This window comes from Scandinavium sp. M-37 (assembly GCF_043558715.1).
Lineage (GTDB): Bacteria > Pseudomonadota > Gammaproteobacteria > Enterobacterales > Enterobacteriaceae > Scandinavium > Scandinavium vulneris_A.
Genome location: NZ_JBIGIN010000013.1, coordinates 78,381 through 100,971, shown reverse-complemented (window position 1 = coordinate 100,971; position 22,591 = coordinate 78,381). Strand labels below are relative to the sequence as shown.

General features: G+C 56.0%; 10 protein-coding genes. 6 read left to right on the top strand and 4 right to left on the bottom strand.

Features of this window, described 5'->3' with window-relative positions:
- Window positions 1–40: 40 nt before the first annotated feature.
- Complete coding sequence (locus ACG0Z5_RS11640) at window positions 41–1,552, bottom strand: anion permease (protein ID WP_394447502.1); 1,512 nt, start codon at window positions 1,550–1,552, stop codon at window positions 41–43.
- A 638-nt stretch (window positions 1,553–2,190) separates the two neighbouring features.
- Here ACG0Z5_RS11640 and ACG0Z5_RS11635 point away from each other — a divergent pair.
- From ACG0Z5_RS11635 to ACG0Z5_RS11620, 4 genes are all read left to right on the top strand, one after another.
- Window positions 2,191–4,965 (top strand): flavocytochrome c, encoded by a 2,775-nt coding sequence (locus ACG0Z5_RS11635; protein WP_394447500.1) that lies wholly within the window; start codon window positions 2,191–2,193, stop codon window positions 4,963–4,965.
- Between the two features lie 112 nt (window positions 4,966–5,077).
- On the top strand, window positions 5,078–6,058 hold the full coding sequence (locus tag ACG0Z5_RS11630; protein WP_394447498.1) for an FAD:protein FMN transferase: 981 nt from the start codon (window positions 5,078–5,080) through the stop codon (window positions 6,056–6,058).
- A gap of 172 nt (window positions 6,059–6,230) precedes the next feature.
- Window positions 6,231–7,613 (top strand): PAAR domain-containing protein, encoded by a 1,383-nt coding sequence (locus ACG0Z5_RS11625; RefSeq protein ID WP_394447496.1) that lies wholly within the window; start codon window positions 6,231–6,233, stop codon window positions 7,611–7,613.
- Window positions 7,594–7,989: a hypothetical protein gene (locus tag ACG0Z5_RS11620; protein ID WP_394447494.1), complete on the top strand. Its 396-nt coding sequence runs from the start codon at window positions 7,594–7,596 to the stop codon at window positions 7,987–7,989. Before ACG0Z5_RS11625 ends, ACG0Z5_RS11620 begins: the two co-directional genes overlap by 20 nt.
- A 75-nt stretch (window positions 7,990–8,064) precedes the next feature.
- Here the strand turns inward: ACG0Z5_RS11620 and dcuR are convergent, their stop codons facing one another.
- Together dcuR and ACG0Z5_RS11610 are read right to left on the bottom strand one after the other, a co-directional pair.
- On the bottom strand, window positions 8,065–8,784 hold the full coding sequence (gene dcuR / locus ACG0Z5_RS11615) for a two-component system response regulator DcuR (protein WP_394447492.1): 720 nt from the start codon (window positions 8,782–8,784) through the stop codon (window positions 8,065–8,067).
- Window positions 8,781–10,382, bottom strand: a complete 1,602-nt coding sequence (locus tag ACG0Z5_RS11610; RefSeq protein ID WP_394447490.1) for a sensor histidine kinase — start codon at window positions 10,380–10,382, stop codon at window positions 8,781–8,783. Before ACG0Z5_RS11610 ends, dcuR begins: the two co-directional genes overlap by 4 nt.
- Before the next feature lie 171 nt (window positions 10,383–10,553).
- Between ACG0Z5_RS11610 and ACG0Z5_RS11605 the strand changes: the two genes are divergently transcribed.
- Window positions 10,554–11,471, top strand: a complete 918-nt coding sequence (locus ACG0Z5_RS11605; RefSeq protein ID WP_394447488.1) for an N-acetylmuramic acid 6-phosphate etherase — start codon at window positions 10,554–10,556, stop codon at window positions 11,469–11,471.
- A gap of 43 nt (window positions 11,472–11,514) precedes the next feature.
- Here ACG0Z5_RS11605 and ACG0Z5_RS11600 read toward each other — a convergent pair whose 3' ends face one another.
- Window positions 11,515–12,621 (bottom strand): GGDEF domain-containing protein, encoded by a 1,107-nt coding sequence (locus ACG0Z5_RS11600; RefSeq protein ID WP_394447486.1) that lies wholly within the window; start codon window positions 12,619–12,621, stop codon window positions 11,515–11,517.
- Window positions 12,622–12,882: 261 nt separating this feature from the next.
- Between ACG0Z5_RS11600 and ACG0Z5_RS11595 the strand changes: the two genes are divergently transcribed.
- A complete protein-coding gene (locus ACG0Z5_RS11595) occupies window positions 12,883–22,548 on the top strand; it encodes an autotransporter-associated beta strand repeat-containing protein (protein ID WP_394447484.1) in 9,666 nt (3,221 codons plus the stop codon).
- Window positions 22,549–22,591 lie beyond the last annotated feature (43 nt).

Below are 22,591 nucleotides of genomic sequence, written 5' to 3'. Positions count from 1 at the left end.
AAATTAAAAAACCGCCGGAGTCTCCCCCGACGGTTAAGGATTAGAACATCATCGACATCCATGGATAGCCAATCAGCAGCAGCGCAGCGAGGAAGATAGCCCCAAAGATGGTGCCGAGGCGCCAGTAGTCTTTGGTTGGCAGGTAGCCGCTGCCGTAATAAATCGGGCTTGGACCGGTGCCGTACGGGGTGATAATCCCCATCACGCCCAGCGAGGTCACCATCAGCAGACAGAACACTTCCATGTTCATACCCGGAATGGTGGAGGCGATGGTCAGCATCGCAGGCAGCAGCGCGGTGGTGTGCGCAGTGGTACTGGCAAATAAGTAGTGCAGCAGGTAGAACGCCAGCAGCAGCACGATGGTTGCGGTGCCCGGCGAGATACCGCCCATCAGCGCGCCGCCTTCTTTACCCAGCCAGGTGATGAACCCGGTAGAGGAGAGGCCATCGGCCAGCGCCACCAGGGTGGCGAACCACACAAAGGTATTCCACGCGGCTTTATTATTAGTGATGTCGTTCCAGTTCAGTACCCCGGTCCACAGCATCAGCACGATGACCAGCAGGGCAGCCATCGCCGGTTCAATCCAGTCGGCGGCGAAGATCCACATCATCAGCGCACAGCATACGAACACCAGCAGCAGGATTTCATTGCGCGACAGTTTGCCCAGTTTTTCCAGCTCACGCGCGGCCCACAGCGGCACTTCGTTGTTCACTTTCACTTCTGGCGGATAGAACCAGTAAGCCAGCAGCGGCATGACCAGAATCAGAATCACACCCAGCGGCAGGAAGGCGAGGAACCACATCCCCCAGGAGATGTTCAGGCCAACGATGCTTTTTACCAGCGCCAGGGCCAACAGGTTCGGTGCCAGCGCTGACAGGAACATCGAGCTGGTGATACAGGCGGCGGTGATGGCCACCCACATCAGATATGAACCGATTTTACGGGCGCTCGGGTCGTTCGGTTTAGAACCGTACAGCGGCGGCAGGTTAGCGATAATCGGATAGATTGTGCCCCCGCTACGCGCGGTATTCGACGGAGTGAACGGGGCCAGCAGCAAATCGGCGAAGGTAATGGCATAGCCCAGCGTCAGGCTGCGACGACCAAGGTATTTCACCAGGATCAGCGCCAGACGACGACCGAACTGCGTTTTGTCATAGCCTGCGGCAAACATGAAGGCACCGAAAATCAGCCATACGGTAGAGTTGCCGAAACCGCTGACTGCCCACTTAAAGGACGCGGTAGCCAGCTTAAATTTTGGCTCCAGCATCTGCTCCGGGCTGAACAGCAGCCACTGGCTGCACAGGGCGATGACCACCACCCCGGTTAAGCCGATCACGGCACCCGGCAGCGGTTCAAAAATCAGACCGACAATCACGCCGACGAAGATAGCGAAGTAGTGCCAGGCATAGGGTGGCAGGCCGTCCGGTACCGGCACGAAAAGCAGCAGAACCGCGACAATGACAGGCAGCGCCATCATCAGCAGACGGTTAGATTTCCCGGCTTTTGCTTTACCCGGACTGGCGGCCGGTGGGGTGACTGTATTCTCTTTCATAATGAGACTCGACAAGTAGTTAAAAATACGGTGGACGACCTAAGTAACGGCTTGGTTTATTTAGTTACGAAACTTACTTTGATTATTAATGACCGTGCTTACGTCGTTTCTATATAGTGATTCAATGCCATAAGTCAGGCGTTGAATTAAAAATTGGGCTTATTTATATATTGCGCGTTCATTGCCGATTGCAATTGATCGAGATCAAAAAAACGAAATAAGCAGTGCTTTTTTTTACATTATCGAATAACCCTATTGTGGCATGTGGTTATTTTCAATAAATTCCAGAAGATGTTAAAACTCAACGGAGGTGAAGCGCGTATTTTATGTGCGCATGTCAATTATCTTGTTGTTTTGTATGGGTTGTTATGGCGGTAGGGATGCGATTTCATTGTTAACAAAAATAGCCTTGTTGTTATCAATATTGAATGTGATGTAAATGTTATATTTTAAAATGATAATACCGTGGTGGTAGTGCTGTTATGGTGGGTATTAAATAGTTTTATAACTAACGTAATAACTTTAGAAACTAAAGAAAGCGCTATATTAATAGCATGACCTCGGACCACTAAATAAAACCAATAAAGGCTCCGTCACCGAATTCTTAAATTTCAATTTTTAAAATCTGGAGTTCCATTATGACCAATAATGAACGTATTTTAAGCCCTTTCACTCTCCCTAACGGGACCGAACTGAAAAACCGTTTGTTAATGGCACCGATGACCACCTGCACCGGGTATTTCGACGGCACCGTCACTAGCGAGCTGGTGGAGTATTATCGGGTTCGCGCGGGCAGCATTGGCACCATAATCGTTGAGTGCTGCTTCGTCGACGACCTCGGTCTCGCCTTCCCGGGCGCGATTGGGATCGACAGCGACGAGAAAATTGCCGGTCTGGCCAAAATCGCCGCCGCCATTAAAGCCGAAGGCTCTAAAGCTATCCTGCAAATCTATCACGGCGGCCGTATGGTCGACCCGAAACTGATTGGCGGGCGTACCCCGGTCGGCCCAAGTGCCGTGGCGGCTCCGCGTGAAGGTGCTGCCACTCCGGTGGCGCTGACCACTGAAGAAGTGGCGGACATGGTAGTGAAATTTGGTGAAGGCGTGCGTCGTGCCATTCAGGCCGGATTCGACGGCGTGGAAATCCACGGAGCCAACACCTATCTTATCCAGCAGTTCTACTCCCCGAACTCAAACCAGCGTACCGACGAATGGGGCGGCAGCCGCGATAACCGCGCTAAATTCCCGCTGGCGGTGCTGGATATCACCCACAAAATGGCCCGCCAGTATGCCGACGATGCGTTCATCATTGGCTACCGCTTCTCGCCGGAAGAGATGGAAGTCCCGGGCATTCGCTTTGACGACACCCTGTACCTGCTGGAAAAACTGGCGGCGCGCGGCGTGGATTACCTGCACTTCTCCCTCGGTGCGAGCCTGCGTTCGTCAATTGTCGATACGCAGGACCCAACCCCGCTTATCGAAAAATACTGCGCGATGCGCTCTGACACGCTGGCCCAGGTGCCGGTGATGGGCGTGGGTGGCGTGGTGAACGCAGCGGATGCCGAAGAAGGGCTGAACCACGGCTACGACCTGATTGCCGTGGGGCGGGCGACGATTGCCTACCCGGACTGGACCGACCGCATCGCACGCGGTGAAAACCTGGAACTGTTTATCGACAGCACCCAGCGTGAAGCGCTGAACATTCCTGAACCGCTGTGGCGCTTCTCGCTGGTTGAAGCGATGATCCGCGATATGAGCATGGGCGATGCTAAATTCAAACCGGGCGTGTTTGTGGAAAACGTGCAGGATGATACCCACGAACTGGTTATCAACGTCAGCCTCGAAAGCGACAGGATCGCCGACATCGAACTGGTCTCCGGCCCGCAGCAGGTGGAGTTCGTCACCAGCTTCGAAGAGATCAAAACCCGCATTCTGGATGCCAACACCCCGCACGTGGACGCCATTTCCGGCGCAACCAGCCAGAGCGAAGCGGTGAAAAAAGCGGTATCAAAAGCGATGGTGAAATCCACCAAAGCCCGCGTGGCGGAAGAAGGCGGTGACACCCAGGCACCGAAAAACTACGACGTGGTCGTGGTCGGCAGCGGCGGGGCCGGTCTGGCGGCAGCGATTCAGGCGCACGATGAAGGTGCCAGCGTGCTGATCGTCGAAAAAATGCCGACCATTGGCGGGAACACCATTAAAGCCTCGGCGGGGATGAACGCCGCTGAAACCCGCTTCCAGCGCGTGAAAGGCATTCACGACAGCAAAGAGCTGTTCTATGCCGAAACCCTGAAAGGCGGCGGCAACAAAAACAACCCGGAACTGCTACGCCGCTTTGTGGAAAACGCGCCGGAAGCCATCGAATGGCTGGCGCGTCGTGGCATCATGCTGAATGACATCACCACGACCGGTGGGATGAGCATCGACCGTACTCACCGGCCACGTGACGGATCGGCGGTTGGCGGGTATCTGATCAGCGGCCTGGTGCGGAACGTGACCAAACGCGGTATCGACGTGATGCTCGACACCTCCGTGGACGAGATCCTGTTCAACGACGGTGAAGTGAGCGGCGTGCGTCTGCTGAATGACGAAAACGAAACCCTTACCGTGCAGGCGAAAAGCGTGGTGGTTGCCACCGGGGGCTTCAGCGCCAACAGCGCGATGGTGGTGAAATACCGTCCTGACCTCGAAGGCTTCGTGACCACCAACCACAAAGGTGCGACCGGGGGCGGGATCGCGCTGCTGGAACGCATCGGTGCAGGCACCGTCGACATGGGGGAAATTCAAATTCACCCGACCGTCGAACAAAACACCTCGTACCTGATTTCTGAATCCATTCGTGGCGGCGGGGCGATTCTGGTGAATCAGCAGGGCAGCCGTTTCTATAATGAAATGTCGACCCGCGATAAAGTCTCTGCCGCCATCATCGCGCTGCCGGAACACTTCGCGTATATCGTGTTCGATGAACATGTGCGGGCGAAAAACAAAGCCGCCGATGAGTACATCGCCAAAGGTCTGGTGACCAGCGCCAGCTCACCGCGCGAACTGGCCGCCGCATTGGGTATGGATGAACAGGCTTTCCTCGCCACCCTGGAACGCTACAATGGCTTTGTGGAAAAACAGCACGACGACGATTTCGGTCGCACCACCGCGCTGCGTGCGCCGATTAACGAAGGCCCGTTCCATGCTATCCAGATTGCCCCTGGCGTGCATCACACCATGGGCGGCGTAACCGTGAATACTCAGACCGAAGTGCTCAACGCGGAAAACGCGGTTATTCCGGGGGCGTACGCGGCAGGTGAAGTGGTCGGCGGTATCCACGGCGGCAACCGTATCGGCGGTAACGCGGTAGCGGATATTATTATCTTCGGTACACTGGCGGGCCATCAGGCTGCGGTTCGGGCGAAACGTTAAGGTTTATTGCCATATTTCCCCTCACCCCGACCCTCTCCCCAGAGGGGCGAGGGGGGAAAACATAAATTCCCTCTCCCTGTTGGGAGAGGGCCAGGTTGAGGGTATAAACGCCATGCCAACCGATCACTCGGTTTACAGCTATTCTGCGGTCCTGATGGGCTCGCCCATTCTGCTCAAACTCTTCTCTCACAACCAATCGCTCGCTTCCCGCGTTTTTAGCCTGATAAAACAGTATGAAGACCTGCTGACCGTTAATCGGGCGCATTCGCAGGTGATGGACATCAACCATGCCGCCGGGCAGCATCCGGTGACGGTGAGTCGTCCGGTGTATCAGCTGATCAAGTGCGCGAAAGCGGCGAGCGTTTTGCCCGACAGCGCCTTTAATCTCGCCATTGGTCCGCTGGTTAAACGCTGGCGCATCGGCTTTAAAGGTGACAGCGTTCCGCCCGCCGATGACATCCAGGCACTGCTCAATATCACCCGGGCGCAGGACGTAATCCTCGACGACGACAACCTGAGCGTGTTTCTGACCCGAAAAGGAATGGAGATTGATTTAGGCGCGATTGCCAAAGGCTATATCGCCGATCGGGTGCGGGATTTATTGCTGAAAGAAGGGGTGACGGACGGGCTGATTAATCTCGGCGGCAACGTGCAGACCCTCGGCACGCCGCAGGGGCGCTGGAGTATCGGCCTGAAAAAACCGTTCGCTGAGGCGGATGCGCTGGTCGGCGCGATGGAAGTGGCGCACAAATCGGTGGTGACGTCCGGCACCTACGAGCGCTATTTCGAGCAGGACGGGCAGCGTTACCACCATATTCTTGACCCGCACACCGGCTACCCGCTGGATAACGAACTCGACAGCGTGACCATTATCTCCACCGATTCGCTCGACGGCGATATCTGGACAACGCTCTTGTTCGGCGCGGGCGTGGAGAAGGGCTGTCAGATGCTGAAAGGCCGGGCCGACATCGAGGCTATCTTTGTCACGAAGGCGCAGGAAGTGATCCTCTCTTCCCAGCGCCAGTACCGCTTTACGCTGCTCGACGATAGCTACCGGCTTATTGATTGTACTGTAAATAAAATGAATGCATAATTACTAATGTATTATTTTAATATATATGAGCGATGAAAGTATAATATTTTAATTCGTGAGGCTGAGAAGGAGTTCACGAAAATAACAGTTAGAACTCTGTACCGTCATCCCCTGTGAAAATGGATTTCACAAATGTTCGTTATTATTAATGAAACAATTAAAAGGGTTGGCTATGGAAAGGATGAAAGGTTTTTACCTTAAAGTTGGGGATGAATCTACCTGCGGGGGAATCATTACATCTGGCTGCGTAACGGCTTTAGTGTCGGGTAATCCGTCAGCACGAATGGGAGATAACTATAGGTGTGGTACAGATGGGAAAACCTATGCCATAGCGGGAGGCGTTCCCGGATCTTTTGTGGAAGGAAAACTGGCGGCGGGAACGGGGCATAGTAAAGGAACATGTAGATGTAAGTGTGAATTTGTTCCCGTTGGTTTTGCACTGACTTATGGTTATGAGACAGAAGTAACGGCTCCTTCCAATAACATTATTCCGCCGACTCCAGATAAAGAACACAGCGCATCCGTAGATGCGGGATTTTGTGTATTACCACATGAGTCGTCCCCCGCTAAACATGATTCATTGTTATTCATGTATCCACCCGCTAACGTTCGCCAGTTATATAGCATGCTAAACCCCGAAATGACAAAAAAGACCGGTTCAATCTTGATTGTTGTTGACCCGGATAAACAGGTTCCTGAGCAAATAGAAATACTGCAAAATGCACGTGATAGAATTGATACGGCGTTGGCTCCTTTGACTGCAGTAGAAGCCAAAATTCTGTATGAGAACCGTGCAGTCATCGATATCTTCTCATCACAAATTTATAGTGATGCACTCGGGACAGCAGGTGATGTAGCAGGTTACGTAAGTGAGGTAGGACAATCTTATTACGAAGAAATTAATAGTGTTCTCGAAGAAATTCAAATGCTTTATCAGAAGACCTACAACAATAACAGCGGTGTTATTTCTGGTCAGGAGTTTTTTGGTCAGCGGCAGAGGTTATTCAATAAATTGAACGTCGTGCTAAACCGCTATTCAAAATCACAATTAAACTTGAGGGAATACGAAAATATTAAAAAGGCTTTAGGCCTCTCCACCCACTCAATTATGCACCGATGGGATCAATCTGGTATCGGTAGCATTGAAGGGTATGCGAGTTACATTGAAAAATCGGCGAAGCTTATAAAAGTGATGCGCACGACTGGTTATGTAGGTATAGGCTTAGATTTTGCATCATATTCAAGTAATGTTTATGATGCGTGTGCCATTGGCCGAGAAGATGCATGTAGAAAAGTCGCCATGACAGAATACAGTAAATTTGGCGGGAAACAGTTAGCAGGGGCGGTTGCAGGTAGTGTGGCTGGTTGGGCTTCAAGAGGTGCTTGCATGTGGGTTTTAGGCCTAGCTTCTTCAGAGGTTGGTGGAATAGGATCTGCAATGTGTCTGGTTACAGGTATAGGATTCTCTATTGGTACGTCTAAATTTACAGAAGATTCAGGTGAGAAAATGGGCGATAAACTGGGGCGTGTGATTTATGAACATTTTATCAAATGATATTAAACATTTCATAGAAACGCCTTTGTTTTCAGTGTTGATTATTTTGATGTTGTGCCTGGTGTTTTTTCGGCTGTACAATAAAATAATGTATAAACGTATTAAGGCAGCATTTTTAAATAGGTTTGATATTTTTCCGTCTAATTTATCAAGATATGAAAACGCGTCACTAGTTTGTTCTGCTTCCTATTTTGGATGTGTATTGCCGATGATGCGATTATTGATTTTACCCTATAATAAAAAACGAGGCGTAGAAGAGTTGCAAGTCAATTTCATTAAAGGTTTGCCAACCAGTATGACAATTGGGTTTAAAGTTGAAGCTTTATTGTGGATGTTGTTAACGCCAGTGATAATGTTGTTTATTTTAATACAATGAAAGAAAAAGGATTCCAGTTGGAATCCTTTTCCCTCGCGGGAAGCGGTTCTATCTTGCCAACGCATAGTTACCAGCTTATTGACTGTACTGCTTAAGCAAGCCGTACTGCTCGGCGATGAGACGATAGCGATACACCGGTCGGCCAGTGGCCCCGTAGTGGATGCTGGTGAACAGAATATTAATCTGCGCCAGCCAAATCAGATATTTACGGCATGAGACTCGAGAGATAGCCACGGCATTCGCCAGGTCATCGGTTGAAAACTCAGTACCTGGATGGGCATCAATCCACTGACAAATGGTGCGCAGGGTCTGCGGGGTTAAGCCTTTCGGCAGCTTCTTGCTGTCAGCCACTTCTGGCGTGCCGCCGTGCAGCAACCGGTCAACGTCGGCCTGCTCATAATAGGCATGGTTGCCCATCAGCTTTTTCTTCTCCCGCCAGGCGTTGAGTGCTTCTTCAAAGCGCGGGAACTGGAAGGGTTTGATCAGATAATCGACCACCCCGTAGTGAATTGAGGTCTGAATGGTCGCCGCGTCGGCGGCGGAGGAAATCATGATAACGTCGACAGCCCGGCCGGATGCGCGGATCACCGGCAGCAAATCAAGTCCGTTATCCTGCTGCATGTAAACGTCCAACAGCACCAGATCGATATCCAGCGACGTGTCGTTGAGAAGCGCTGTGGCCTGCGCCAGCGTGGACGCGGTCCCGCAGCACTGGAATCCGGGTATCCGGGCGACATACATCCGGTTCAGCTCGGTTACCATCGCGTCATCATCAACAATTAATACATTTATCACGCACTCTTCCTTTCACTGTCCCACGGGAGACTGACAAAAAATTGGGTAAACACGCCGGGCTCGGATTCTACCGTAATCGAGCCGCCGAGTTCATCCAGCTGTTGGCTGGCGAGGAACAAACCCACGCCGCGGTTTTCCCCTTTGGTGGAAAAACCCTTGGCGAAAATGGCCTCTAAATTGGCCTCGGGAATGCCCGCCCCGTCATCGCTGACTTCGCAGGTGAGCCACCCGTTCTGATAATGCAGCAGCAGGCTGATTTCCCCATCTGGCTGGCTTTGCATCGCATCCAGCGCGTTTTCTATCAGGTTGCCGAGCACCGTCACCAGCACCGTGACCTGTTTTTCATTCGGGTTATCCGGCACCAGGCTTTCGTCCACCAGCGTCAGGCTGAAGCCTCGCTCTTTGGCGCGGTTGATTTTGCCGAGCAGGAACCCGGCTACCACCGGCGATTTCACCCGATGCTGAATGGCACCGATATCCATTTGGTAAGTATGCGCGGTGTGCAGGACGTACTCTTCAAGCTTATCGTAACTTTTCATGCTCAGCAGGCCGAGGATCACGTGCAGCTTGTTCATAAACTCATGTGAGGTGGTGCGCAGGGCGTCGACGTAGTTCACCATCCCGTCAAGGCGTTGCATCAGCTGGCTGACTTCGGTTTTATCGCGGAAGGTGCTGATCGCCCCGGTCACCCGGCCCTGACTGCGGATCGGCACGGTATTGCTCAGCAACAGCCGCCCATTGCACCCCAGTGCCCGGTCCTGTAACGGCTGACCGCTGGCCAACACCTCGCGCAGATTTTCCAGCAGCGGGGCGTGGCCTGACTCGCCCGATAGCAGCATTTTACGCGCCGCATGGTTGACGACCGTCACCCGACCCTGAGCATCGACCGCCATCACGCCTTCCTTCAACGACTGCAACATTGCCTGACGCTGTTGATACAGGTTGGTGATTTCCCACGGCTCAAGGCCGAGCAGCACGCGCTTGAGCACCCGCACCAGACAGTAAATGCCCGCGCTGCCGACGATAATGCTGAACAGCACGCTCCACAGCACGCCCCAGTGGCTGCGGCTGACCTGCTCATCGACCTTGCTCAGCGAAATGCCGACCGCCACCACCCCAATTTGCCGATGGCTATCGTCATACACCGGAGTAAACACGCGTAGCGCCTGGGCGAGCACCCCATGGTTAATCGAGACGTTCTCTTTCCCCGCCAGCGCCGGATGAATATCGTCCCCGATAAACGTCTGGCCGATGATAGCGTTGTCCGGGTGCGAATAGCGGATGCCTTGCATGTCGGTCACCACCGCAAACAGCAGGTGATTGCGTTCGGCCACGCGGTTGGCCAGCGGCGCGATGATGTTGTCCTGCGGCGACTGGGTCAGGCCACGCTTGACGTCCGGGGAATCGGCGAGGGTACGCGCCACCGCCAGCGCAGTGTCCTTCACGCCGTTGCGAGTGACGTTGCTGATTTGCCCGAGCCACAGCGCGTAGGCCAGGATCAGCACCGCGCCCATCACGCAGCACACCATCAGGGTGACAAGGGTACTCAGTTTCATCCGCCGTTGCGCTGTCGCGGCGGGAAGGGGCGAATCGCTCATGTCAGGTCCAGAAAGCCGTAAAGGGGTTATTATCGTCGCCGGGGCGCTTTTTTTAAAGCGGCGTAAAGAAAAGGAAAAGGGGGGAGAACGGGGAGTGAAGCGTGACGGCACTCGCGGTTCCGATTCGGAATATCCTTATAGTAGATAAGGTCGATAACAAAGGAGCGTGTTATGAGCATTAAGCCAATGAGTATTGCCATGGAACGTCGCAACGCCGCCACCACTGAGATAGATAAACTCTCGACGCACGACATGCTGGCGCTGATCAACAGGGAAGATAAACAGGTGACCGATGCGATTGCCGCGTGCCTGCCGGACATTACTCGTCTGGTGGATAACGCGACGGCGACCCTCAGCCGGGGCGGAAGGGTTATCCTGGCAGGCGCGGGAGCGTCGGGTCGGGCGGCGGTGCTGGCGGCAGGTGAATTCGCGCCAGACAACAAACATGCCCTGCTGGCGTTGATGGCGGGTGGAATGCAGTCGATGGTGCAAACCTCGGAGCTGGCGGCGGCAGATTACGACCGCGGCGTCAAAGACCTCGAAACCATCGCCTTTAGCAACAACGATATGCTGATTGGTCTGAGCGTGAGCGGCAAAACGCCGTGGGTGTGGGGCGTGCTGCGCCATGCGTGGTCGCTGGGGGCGCGGGTCGGGATAATCACCCAGGATGCCAGCAGCGAAGCCGCACAGCTGGCCGATATTGCGGTCGTTCCACCAACCGGCCCCGAAGTGGTGGCCGGATTCAACAACCCGAAAGCGCATCTGGCGCAGAAGCAAATTCTCACCATGCTCACCACCGGGATTGCCATTCGCAGTGGCCGGGTTTACAGCAACCTGCGCGTCGACGTCCCGGCGACCACCACGCGCTGGCAGGAGCGGCAAATCGCTATCGTGATGGAAGTGACCGATTGCCCACGGGCGCAGGCGAAAGTGGCGCTGGCCAACAGCAATAATCACTGCCGCACCGCGATCCTGAGCATTATGACCGGGCTGGACGCCTGGCGTGCCGGGGCGTTGCTCAGCGACAACAACGACAACCTGCGCCTCGCGTTAAACGACGCACAGCAGATGCATCTCAATAACGTCTGACCCTTTCCGGCGGCAGGTCGCTGCGACACGCCGCCGGACACACCTACTTTTTCCCTTCCCAGCAAAGTCGATTCCGGCCGTCGCGTTTCGCCTGGTACAGCTGCTTATCGGCGAACTCCAGCAGGGCTTCCAGCGTCATGCCGGGGTGCCATTGCGCCACGCCCAGGCTCAGCGTCACGCGCGGCGCAACCGTGGAACCTTTGTGCGGGATACGCGCCTCGGCCAGCGCGTGCTGAATACGTTTGCCGATGCTTAATGCGTTGCCTGGCCGGTCGCAGGTCGTCAGCACCACAAACTCTTCGCCACCAAAGCGGAAGGCGGCATCGGTGTCTTTGCGCAGCGATTGTTCAATGCAGCGTGAGACCCGAATCAGGCATTTATCGCCCTCAACGTGGCCATACAGATCGTTGTACTGCTTGAAAAAATCGATATCCAGCACAATCAGAAACAGTGATTTTTTACTTTGCGCAAGGGCGCGGGTGCTGCGGGTAAAATACTCGCTCATGCTGTGACGGTTATACAGCCCGGTGAGGGTATCGAAGTTGGCCAGTTTGAGTAATTTTTTGATCAGCAGATTTTTTTCATACTCGCTGCGCTGGGTGCGCTGATAGGACTCTATCAAAATATAGCGTGCCGAAAGCACCACCATCAGGATGATGGCTGCCGCAATGCTCTGCAAAAGGGTAAATTTCAACGGCGAAATAATTTCGCCCACAATAACGGTGACGATAATCGGCCCAATAAACAGGGTCAGTAGCTTGGCGGAAAGATAGAACGTAATGGTCGCCGGAAGCAGGACGATGACCAGCGCCACCATCGCCACCGTGGGCTGTAGAAAATCATTCAGCATGTGAAAGAAAATCACCGACCAGAAGGCGCTGAAAAGAAGCACAATAACGGGCAGGCATTTCTGATACAGCCCTTCGTTGATGCGATCGTGCAGCCGCCAGGTCATGAGCGCGTTGACCACCGAAAAGCCAATAATGCCATACAGCGGCACGGTGTAATTCTCAGCATCGAGCGGAATTGACTCGCCGCCAAACACCCGCAGCACCATCCACAGGCAACAAATGATATTCAGGCACAAAAACCAGATGTAACCCTTCACGCTGGCAATCGCCACTTCTCCGGTGCTGTGCTTGATATCCATGAAGTTACTCCAGATTTAATTACCGATGATGATAGTGGATTGCCCACTGTCGCTCAAATCCCCCGCCACTGTCGTTCTCGCAGTATCCGCCTTGTTGTAGGGAGGTTAGTTAATTTCCCGGCAACAAAATGTTGTATTTTTTCACATCCTGACAGGTGGAATGCAGAAGATTGTACTACTTTTACAAAAAGTAACTGGCCTTCCCTTTGCACCCGTTTGCGTTAAGCCTATTTCAACTCTTTGATTTTGCATGGATAAAACATGAACAGAATTTACCGTTTGGTCTGGAGCCACGTGGCCTCCGCATTTATCCCTGTCGCGGAATTTAGCGCAGGATATCGAGGAAAAGCGTCGCGCTCAGGGCGGCGGAAACTGTTGATCTCGGGTGTACTGGCGGCGGGGATGCTGCCCGCGATGGCCGTAGCCGATGATGTGTATTGGGCGCAGGATTACCCGACATATGCCTTCCCGACCGACCCGGGTTATAACTTCGATCAGGTGATTAACACCGGAACGGCGTACAGCATCGATCTTAACCCTGCCCCAACCAATTACCCTGCGGGTACCACGCTGAATATCCTGGGGGCTATCCCGGCGTTTCCGACCTATACCAACAACGGCGTGAGCAGCACGTCAGTTTCCGCAATTGATGCACTCCCGGCCGGGGCGGGGAATCGTATAATTACCATTAGCGCAACGGATTCGAATGGCGTCACAACGCCTATCACCACCGCGAATATTGCCAATTATACTTATTCGCCCAGCCCGGCAAATCCGCAGCAAAATCAGGAGCTGAATGTTGAGGTTCCTGGTCTGGACGGCAGCTTCGAGGTTATCAGCGTTTATGATTCTGCGTCGTTTACCTCGGCGGCTGATGTGCCGGTCGCCAATATGCAAATCCCGATCTTCGATCCCGATTCGGTCCGTATTCTGAACAATGTGGGCATAGCTTATGTCAGCGAGGGCGGCGGTACGGCCAATATCAACGTCGGGGCGGATACCACCGGCACAACGCCGATTGCTTCTGCCCAAAATACCCTCGACCTGCTGGCGAAAAATTCGACGCTGGCCTTTGTGGCGGCGGACAGCGGCAATGCGGGCGCGGCCAACTGGCAATCCGATAACTACATCCATTTCCGCCCCGCCGCGAAAATCGCCACGCAGTCCAGCCAAACCAACGTCCAAAGCACCCAATATAACTACACCCAGATCCTGCCGCAGTATCAGGAGATCGGCAATACCGGGCGGGTCATTCGGCTTGCTGACAAAGAGTTTGCTATTACCTCATCCGCAGATATTGCCGATGTGAACGACTATCTGCTGGGCGAGGGGGCTTATGCCGGTAAACCGCAGGTGCAATACTGGCTGTTGGCGGGGGCATCGGTAAACGGTAGCGATCCGATAACCTCATCCGTAGAAGCGCAAACGACCTACAACAATATTATTTCCGGTTTGCTGGGCCAGGCGGAAAGCACCACCATCAACGTAAATTATAACGTCTGGAATGATTTAGGTGCGCACACCAATAACGCCACGCTGGACACTGGCGCTCTGCGCGTGATTTATGCCACCGGGCAGAATGCCAGCGGCACGGTGACCGCAGGGGGAAGCCTGGCGGTTGATGGTGCCACGGCGGTGATGGAAGCCGATAGCGGGGCGCTTATCACCAACAACGGGGCGATTAATGCCTGGAGCAGCAGCGGGAATAGCCCGCTAACGAGTGGCATGCGAGTCAACGATGCGACGGCCATCAACAATGGGGTTATCAACGCCGGGCTGTTCCTCGAAAAAGACGGCAGCAATCAGAATGTGAATAACAGTCGCGGGGCGGCGGCCATCATTGGGGAGGGGGACAGCACCATCACCAACAATGGTCACATCAACGTGGCCATTACCGATACGGCAACCCACAACGCTTACGGAATAGCCGCCGGGAATACATCCGATGTCATTAACGCCCAAGGGGCCACCATTGCGATTGTCGGCAACGTTAACAATACCGATGGTAAAGGCGGCGCCTACGGTGTCATGACCGCTGAAGATGCCAACTTCACCAACCAGGGGGCAATGTATGTCGGCAGCACTCCGGTGACCGATAGCACCGCGCCCACGGCGGTCAATCTGGCGGGAAGTGGCAGCCTGACGGCGGCGATTGCCTCTCTGGGCGATGGCACGTTGCTCAATGATACGACCGGGACAATCACCCTACTGGAAAACACCCGCAATGCGGCGGGGATCCTGGTCAATGGCGGTGGGGCCACGGTCACCAACAACGGTGAGATTAACGTTCTCGGTAATCTGGTTAACGATTCTGCGGCTGCCAACTACGGCATGTACGTTAAAGACAATACCGGCGTTGTCACCAACAACGGGGACATTCAGGTCGATGGGGATAACAATATCGCCCTGCGCGTGCTGGCCCAGGACGCTAACGCGCAAATGACCTCCACCAGCAACAGCTCCATTATCGTCGGGTCTCAAGGCGATTTGGGGGGCACCGATGAAAACCCGTATGCCTATCGCAACTATGCCCTGTACGCCGAGGGGCTGAACGGTAATGCCGCGACGGTGCAGTTTGATTCCGCGGTACGACTGCTTGACGGCGGTGCCATCGGGGTACACGCCCGCGGTGATGCGACGATTAACATCGGCGCGCCCGCCACCTTAACCTTTGAAAACAGCGATCAGATTGGCTACTACGCCTGGGGACAGGGGGCGAGTATCAACCTCGCCAACCCGACGATTACCGATGCCGGACAGACTCAATCCATTCTGTTTGCCGTCGACAATGGCGCCACCTTCACCGGGGCAACGACTGGCGGAAACTACAATCTGACGGTTTCCGGAAACGGCTCCACCGGCGTTTTCGCCAACGGGGTCGATACGCTCAATGGCTCGGTGGCGACCAATATGACCACCGGTAACGCGCTGATTAACGTCAGCGGTGAAAATGCGGTTGGGGTAAAAGTCACCGGCGGTGCGGTGGGGACGATCAGCAACGGCGCGATAAACCTGACGGGTGATAACACCACCGCGGTACAGGTGGATGGGCGTGATTACAGTATCAATGGCGATATCGGCAGTGACGATGATGCCCTTGATACAAAAGTGACTTCCGATGCCAACATCGTCTCCGCGGCCGGGCAAAACGGTATCACCGGATACAATGTCTCGCATAAAGGGGATCTGCTGCTCAACAGCGGGGCGGACATCACCCTTGAGGGTAACACCAGCACCGGGGTGCTGCTGCACGATGGCGGGATTGCCACGGTGGGTTCAAACGTCAGCGTGGCGGGCACCGATAACATTGGGGTGGATATCCAGAACGCGGGACAGTTAACCAACAACGGCACGATTAGCGTCTCTGGTGCTCAGGGCAGCGGTAACGTTGGGGTCCGGGTACAAGGGGCAGGGGCCATCGTCAATCAGCTTGGCGAAGTCTCGGCTGAGGGTGGCCTGGCGGCGGTACAACTGACCGGGGTCGGGGCCAACCTGACCGTTAACGGTACGGGGAACCATATCAGCGCCAGCGGAGGGGCGGATGGAGTGCTCATCGACAGCACCGGCGCGTCTTCTTTTAACGCCAGCAATACCACCATCGATATCACCGACAGCGGCGCAGGGATTAATAACAATGCCAACGCCAGTAGCATCAATCTGAGCAATGTCACCATCAACGCCGACGATGGCCCGGCTATTCGAACGGCAGTCACCTTTGCCGCCGAGGGGACGGGTAACGTCCTGAACGTCAGCGGGAGCGGCGGCGGATTCGCCTTCATGCAGGCGGACGGCTCTGCCACGACCGGTGATTTAACCATCGGCACCGGCTACACCATCAATGGCAACGGCAATGGCAGCCGGGGGGTTCTCGCCCGGACCAACGGGAAAGTGACGTCAGGCACCAATATCACCATGGCGAGCGGGGCGGGTGCGGCGATAGAGGCCACCAACGCCTCGAGCCTCACCAATAACGGCATCATCACCACCAGCAGCGATACCGGCAGCACTATCCTGGCCCAAAATGCCGGGGCGTTTAGCAACACCCGCACTATTACCTCCAGCAGCACCAGCAACAGCCAGTCGCTTATCGATCTCAGCGGTGACATTGCGGCACGCACTCTCTCCAACAGCGGGACCATCACCAGCAACAGCCAGAACGCGACGGTGATTGATGCCACCGGCAGTGCCAATAACACCCTGACGAATACCGGGGTCCTGCAGGCGGCCAGCAGTACCGCAAAAGTGATCGCCCTCGGCAGTGGGAACGACAGCGTGACCTTGTCCGCGAGCGGACAGCAAACCCAGGGGGAAATCCTGATGGGCAGCGGTAGCGACCAGTTTAACTGGAGCGGCGGCAGCCTGACGGGGGGCGTGACGTTTGAAGGCGCAGACGGGCAGGACCGGGCCAGCGTCGACAATGTCGATATCGCGGATACCACGCATATTCTGAGCGAAGGCGGCAGCGGGAGCACGCTGACCTTTACCAACATCATCGGCAATATTGGTTCGCTGGCGGCAGACAATCTCAGTACCGGCACCAATATCGGCACCGGCTGGAGTACGCTGACGCTGGATGGCGCGACCACCGATATGCGGGTGGTGAACGATCTAACCCTGTCGGGTACGCCGGTCATTAATGTCAACGGCGGGGCAACATTACGCAGCGGCAACAGTGCCACCCAGGCCGGGGCTGCCACCGTGCATAACTACAATATCGCCACCGCGGGCAGTGATAGCCGGGTCTCGTTCGATGGCAACCAGACCCAGACTTACAGCGGCGTTATTTCGGGTTCAGGCGGTATGGAGCGTATTGGCGGCGGGAACACGACCCTGCTGGGCGATAACACCTACACCGGTGATACGCTGATCGGCAGCAATTCGGAACTGAGCCTCGGCAACGGCGGCACGGTGGGGAGCCTCTCGGAGCAGACCAACATCACCGATAACGGCATCCTGACGGTTAACCATTCTGATGCGGTGTCGTTGAACGGGGTGATTTCGGGCAGCGGTCGTTTCCAGCAGATGGGAACGGGCATCACGCGTCTGGGCGGGGCGAACAGTTACTCCGGCGCAACCGATGTGCAGCATGGCACGTTGCTGGTTAACGGCGTGCAGAGCGGCACTGGCCTGACGACGGTGAACAGCGGCAGCACCCTCGGCGGGTACGGTACGCTGGGTGGCGATGTGGTATTTAACGCCGGTACGACGCTGAAACCCGGTGATGACGCGCGGGGCAACGGCACGGGCATCTTAACCGTTAACGGCAATCTGACCCTGGCGGGGGATACCAACAGCCAGTTCCAGTTGGGTGAAGCCTACACCCCAGGCGGCGCACTCAACGACCTGGTGGATGTTAAGGGCAACCTGACGCTCGACGGCAACCTGAATGTGTCCCTGACCAACGGCGGTAGTTTCCTGCCGGGGGTATATCGCCTGTTCAACTACGGCGGCTCGCTGACCAATAACATCATGGATATTGCGTCGCTTCCACCGAATGACGCTGAAAACTACGGGGTTCAGACCAACATCAACCATCAGGTCAACCTGGTGCTGAACTTTGTGAATCCGACTAACCAGCTCCAGTTCTGGGACGGGGATGTGAACGGCAGTAACCACGGGGATGGGACCAGTGGTAATGGTGAAGTCGATGGCGGGTTTGGTTACTGGACGGCGTTAATCTCCGGCAGCAGTAATAACTGGACGCAGCAAGATGGCGTCGGTAATGCGCCGTGGGCCCAAGCCTCGTTTGCGGTATTCCAGGGGGCGTCGAACACCGTCCTGGTGAGTGATATCTTTGGCGATGTGCTCACCTCAGGGATGCAGTTCACCACCGACGGGTATGTTCTTAAAGCAGACCCGGATTTACCGGATTCAAAACTACGCTTTGTGGCGACCAACCCTCCGACCGTCTTTGCCCCTGACAACAGCTACGAGTCTCAGGGGGCGACCCATGCCGACAGCTATTTCGCTATTCGCGTTGGCGACGGTGCTGCCGGGGCTGACATTACCACCACGATTGACGTCGATCTGGTACAGAATGATATCGCGGACGGCAATATCCGGCTGCTGAAAACCGATCCGGGTCGTTTGATTTTGACCGGCAATAACCTGATTACCGGCGGGGTCGAAGTCTGGAACGGCACGCTGAATATCACCCAGGACACCGCGCTCGGGGCCACGACCAACTCCGTGTTGCTGAAAAATGGGGCTACCTTCCAGGCCGGAGCGGACTTAACCACCTCGCGTCTGTTCTTTGTCGATGGCACCGGCGGCGGGACCTTCGATACCTACGGCAACGTCTTCACCCCCACCGGGGTGATTGGCGGCGACGGGCCGCTGACTATCGAGGACACCTCGGCTGGAACCGGCGCAGGCCAACTGGTGCTGAATACCGCCAATACGTATCTGGGCAATACCACCGTGAAGGGCAAAAATGGCACCGGCTCGCTGGCGGTTAACGTCAACGCCACCGGGGCCTTCGGCAAGCAGGACAGCACCGTGTCGCTGAGCGATGAGGCCCAGGTCAACTTCAACAGCAGCGCTAACGCCCAGACCCACACCTTCGCGGTGAATAACTCGACCCTGGCATTCAACGACAGCGCCAGTGCCGGGCAGAGCACGATCGGTTTGACCGACGGCACCGCCCGCTTTACCGGCAGCAGCAACGCGGGCAGCGCGGCGATTAACGTCGATGCCGACTCACAACTGCTGATCTCCGGCAGCGCGGACGGTGGCACCAGCGTGACCACTAACGCCGGGCTGGTGGCGTTCTCGGGCAATGCGCAGGCAGCGAATGCGCGGATTGTTAACCAAAGCGGTGCGAACGTGGCGCTGGCTGATGCCGCCAGTAAAACGTCCATCGGGTCACTCTCCGGAGCCGGCACCGTCGATTTGGGGAATAAGACCCTGAGCGAAGGTAATCTCAACCTGAACGACACCATCAGCGGCCTGATCTCCGGGGTCGGTGGCGGGCTGGAGAAAGTCGGCACCGGCATTCTGACTCTGACCGCTGACAACACCTTTACCGGGGCGGCTGCGGTGCTGAAAGGTGCGCTGCTGATCAACGGCAATCAAGGTGCCGCCACCGGCGCGACCAGCGTGGCCAGCAATGCGACCCTCGGCGGGGAAGGTACGCTCGGCGGCAACGTCAACGTGGCGGATAACGGGCATCTGGCACCGGGGAAAGATCTCAGCAGCGTCGGCATCCTGACCATGAACAATCTGACCCTGGCAGACAATTCGCAGCTCGATTTCCAGTTCGGTAAATCCAACGTACCGGACGGGAAGGACCCGCTAAACGATCTGCTGGTGGTCAACGGCGATTTGACCCTCGACGGTCGGCTGAACATCACCGAAGCGCCGGGCGGCAAGTTTGACGTCGGGGTGTATCGCGTCATCAACTACAGCGGCAACCTGACGAACAACAGCCTGCTGTTCGGCACCGTTCCGGACGCGGCGGATCAGCTGTATATCCAGACTTCGGTGGCGAATCAGGTCAACCTGGTTAACACCAGCGGCCTGGTGCTCAACTTCTGGGACGGCACCGGCGGCGCTAACGGCAGGCTGAAAAATAACGGCAAAATCGACGGCGGCGACGGCCTCTGGCAGAACAGCGGTGGGAACGACAACTGGACCACCGATCAGACTGACCCAGGCGGCAGTATCAATGCCCCGTTCAGCGACGGCGCGTTTGCGGTATTCAGCGGTAAAAAAGGGAACGTCACCGTCGATAACAGCCTGGGTGAAGTGCTGATCAGCGGAGCACAGTTCGCCACCAACGGCTATGTGATCAACGATGGCGTGATCACCACGAATACTGCCGATACGGTGATCCGCGTCGGCGACGGCACCGCGCTCGGCAAGCTCTATACCGCCACCATCAACTCAGACATCACCGGCCGTGGCGGGATCGACAAAACCGACATTGGCACCCTGGTGCTGAACGGTAATAACAGCTATCAGGGCGGAACCACCGTCAGCGGCGGCGTATTGCAGGTCAGCGGTGACCAGAACCTTGGCGCGGCAGGCACCGGCATCACCCTGAACGGCGGCACCTTCCGCTATGGTACGGCGTTTGATACCGCCCGGGCATGGACCTTAAGCGGCGATGGCGGCACGATTGACACCAACGGCAGCAACGTCTCGTTGCTGGCGGCGGTGAGCGGCAGCGGCGGCCTGACCAAAGCGGGTGATGGCACCCTGACGCTGACTCAGGACAGCCGCTATACCGGGCTGACCACTATCCGCAACGGCACCTTGCAACTCGGCAACGGTGGCAGCACCGGCAGCGCGACCGGCAACATTCTTAACCTCGATACCCTGGTGGTGAACCGCAATAACACGGTAAACCTCGATGGAGTCATTTCGGGGACAGGGGACTTTATTCAGCGCGGCAGCGGCACCACGGTGCTGAACGGGTTGAATACCTGGCGCGGTTACACGCTGGTGGAAAACGGCACGCTGCTGGCAGGCGGTGTGTCGCGCTTCAGCGCCAACTCTTCGCACATCGTCAGCCAGAACGCTACCCTCGATACCGGGGGGCGTAACCAGACGGTGGCGAACCTGGTAAACCAGGGCACCGTCAATCTGCGCGGGGGCAATGTCGGTTCGAGCCTGACGGTCAACGGGGATTACGTCGGGATGGACGGCACGATAAAAATTGCCGCCCAGCAGAACAGCCCAGGTGTGGCGGACAAACTGGTGATCAACGGCGGGAAAGCGACCGGCACCACGCGGCTGGATATTGACGTTAGCCAGCTCGGCGAACCGACCACCGGCGACGGTATCATGGTGGTGGAGGCATTAAACGGCGCGACCACCACGGCACAAACCACCAAAGACGCCTTTAACATCGGCAGCGATAAACTGATCGCCGGGGCATGGCAGTACCAATTGTTTGCCGGGAGCGCCAGCGGCGCAGGGGAAGACTGGTTCCTGCGTGCGGGTTATAACCCGGTGGTGCCGGGCTTTAACAGCGTGGCGGCGATCACCCGTCAGGCCGATTTGTACGTGCTTGGCACCCTGCATCAGCGCGTGGGTGACGAGCAGCCGTGGCGGGCCGATGTGCCAGCGGATCAGGAGAATCGCTTCTGGGCGCGCTATCTGACCAAAACCGTCGATATTCACCTCGACGATGCCACCAGCAGCAAGAGTCATTCGCAGTACGACGGGATGCAGATGGGGGTGGATTTGTGGCAGAACGACAAATGGCGCACCGGGATCTACACCACCTTTATGGATATCGACAGCTCGGTCAGCGGCAATACCGGAATGGGCGGCGGCGCGGCGTATAACTCCACGTTCTCCACCTACGTCGGCGGCTACGCAACCTGGACCGATAGCAACGGTTTGTATGTTGATAACGTGTTGCAATATGGTTACCATTCGGTGGATTTGAAAAACCTGAGCGACGGTCAGACGTATCACCCTGATGGCAACACCGTGACTGCGTCGGTCGAAGTGGGTAAACCCTGGCAACTCGGCGACAGCAACTGGGCCTTCGAGCCGCAGGCGCAGCTGGTCTGGCAGTGGAGCGACTTTGATGATGTGACGCTCAACGACGGGGCCAATACGCATGTCGGCATTGACGCTGATAGCGCGGTGATTGGTCGTCTCGGGGCGCGTCTCACCGCAGACTACGACACCAACATTGGCAAAGTGAAACCCTATGTACGGGTGAACTATTGGCAGGAACTGACCGACGGTGATGACGCGGTGACGTACAGCAATGGTGCGAACAGTCGTGGTAAAACGACCCTTAATGCCAGCCAGGAATACAGTGCCACTGAAGCCGCCGTCGGCGCGACGTGGACCGTTACCAACGATGTGCAGGCCTATACGGAAGTGGGGCGCACCTGGGATAACGGGGGCGACACCAATGTGGATGCCAATCTGTCCGCATCGGTGGGGATGAAAATCCGTTTCTAAGGGGTCTTGAATTAGTTTTAGGCTGGTCTATGCTCAAAACAGA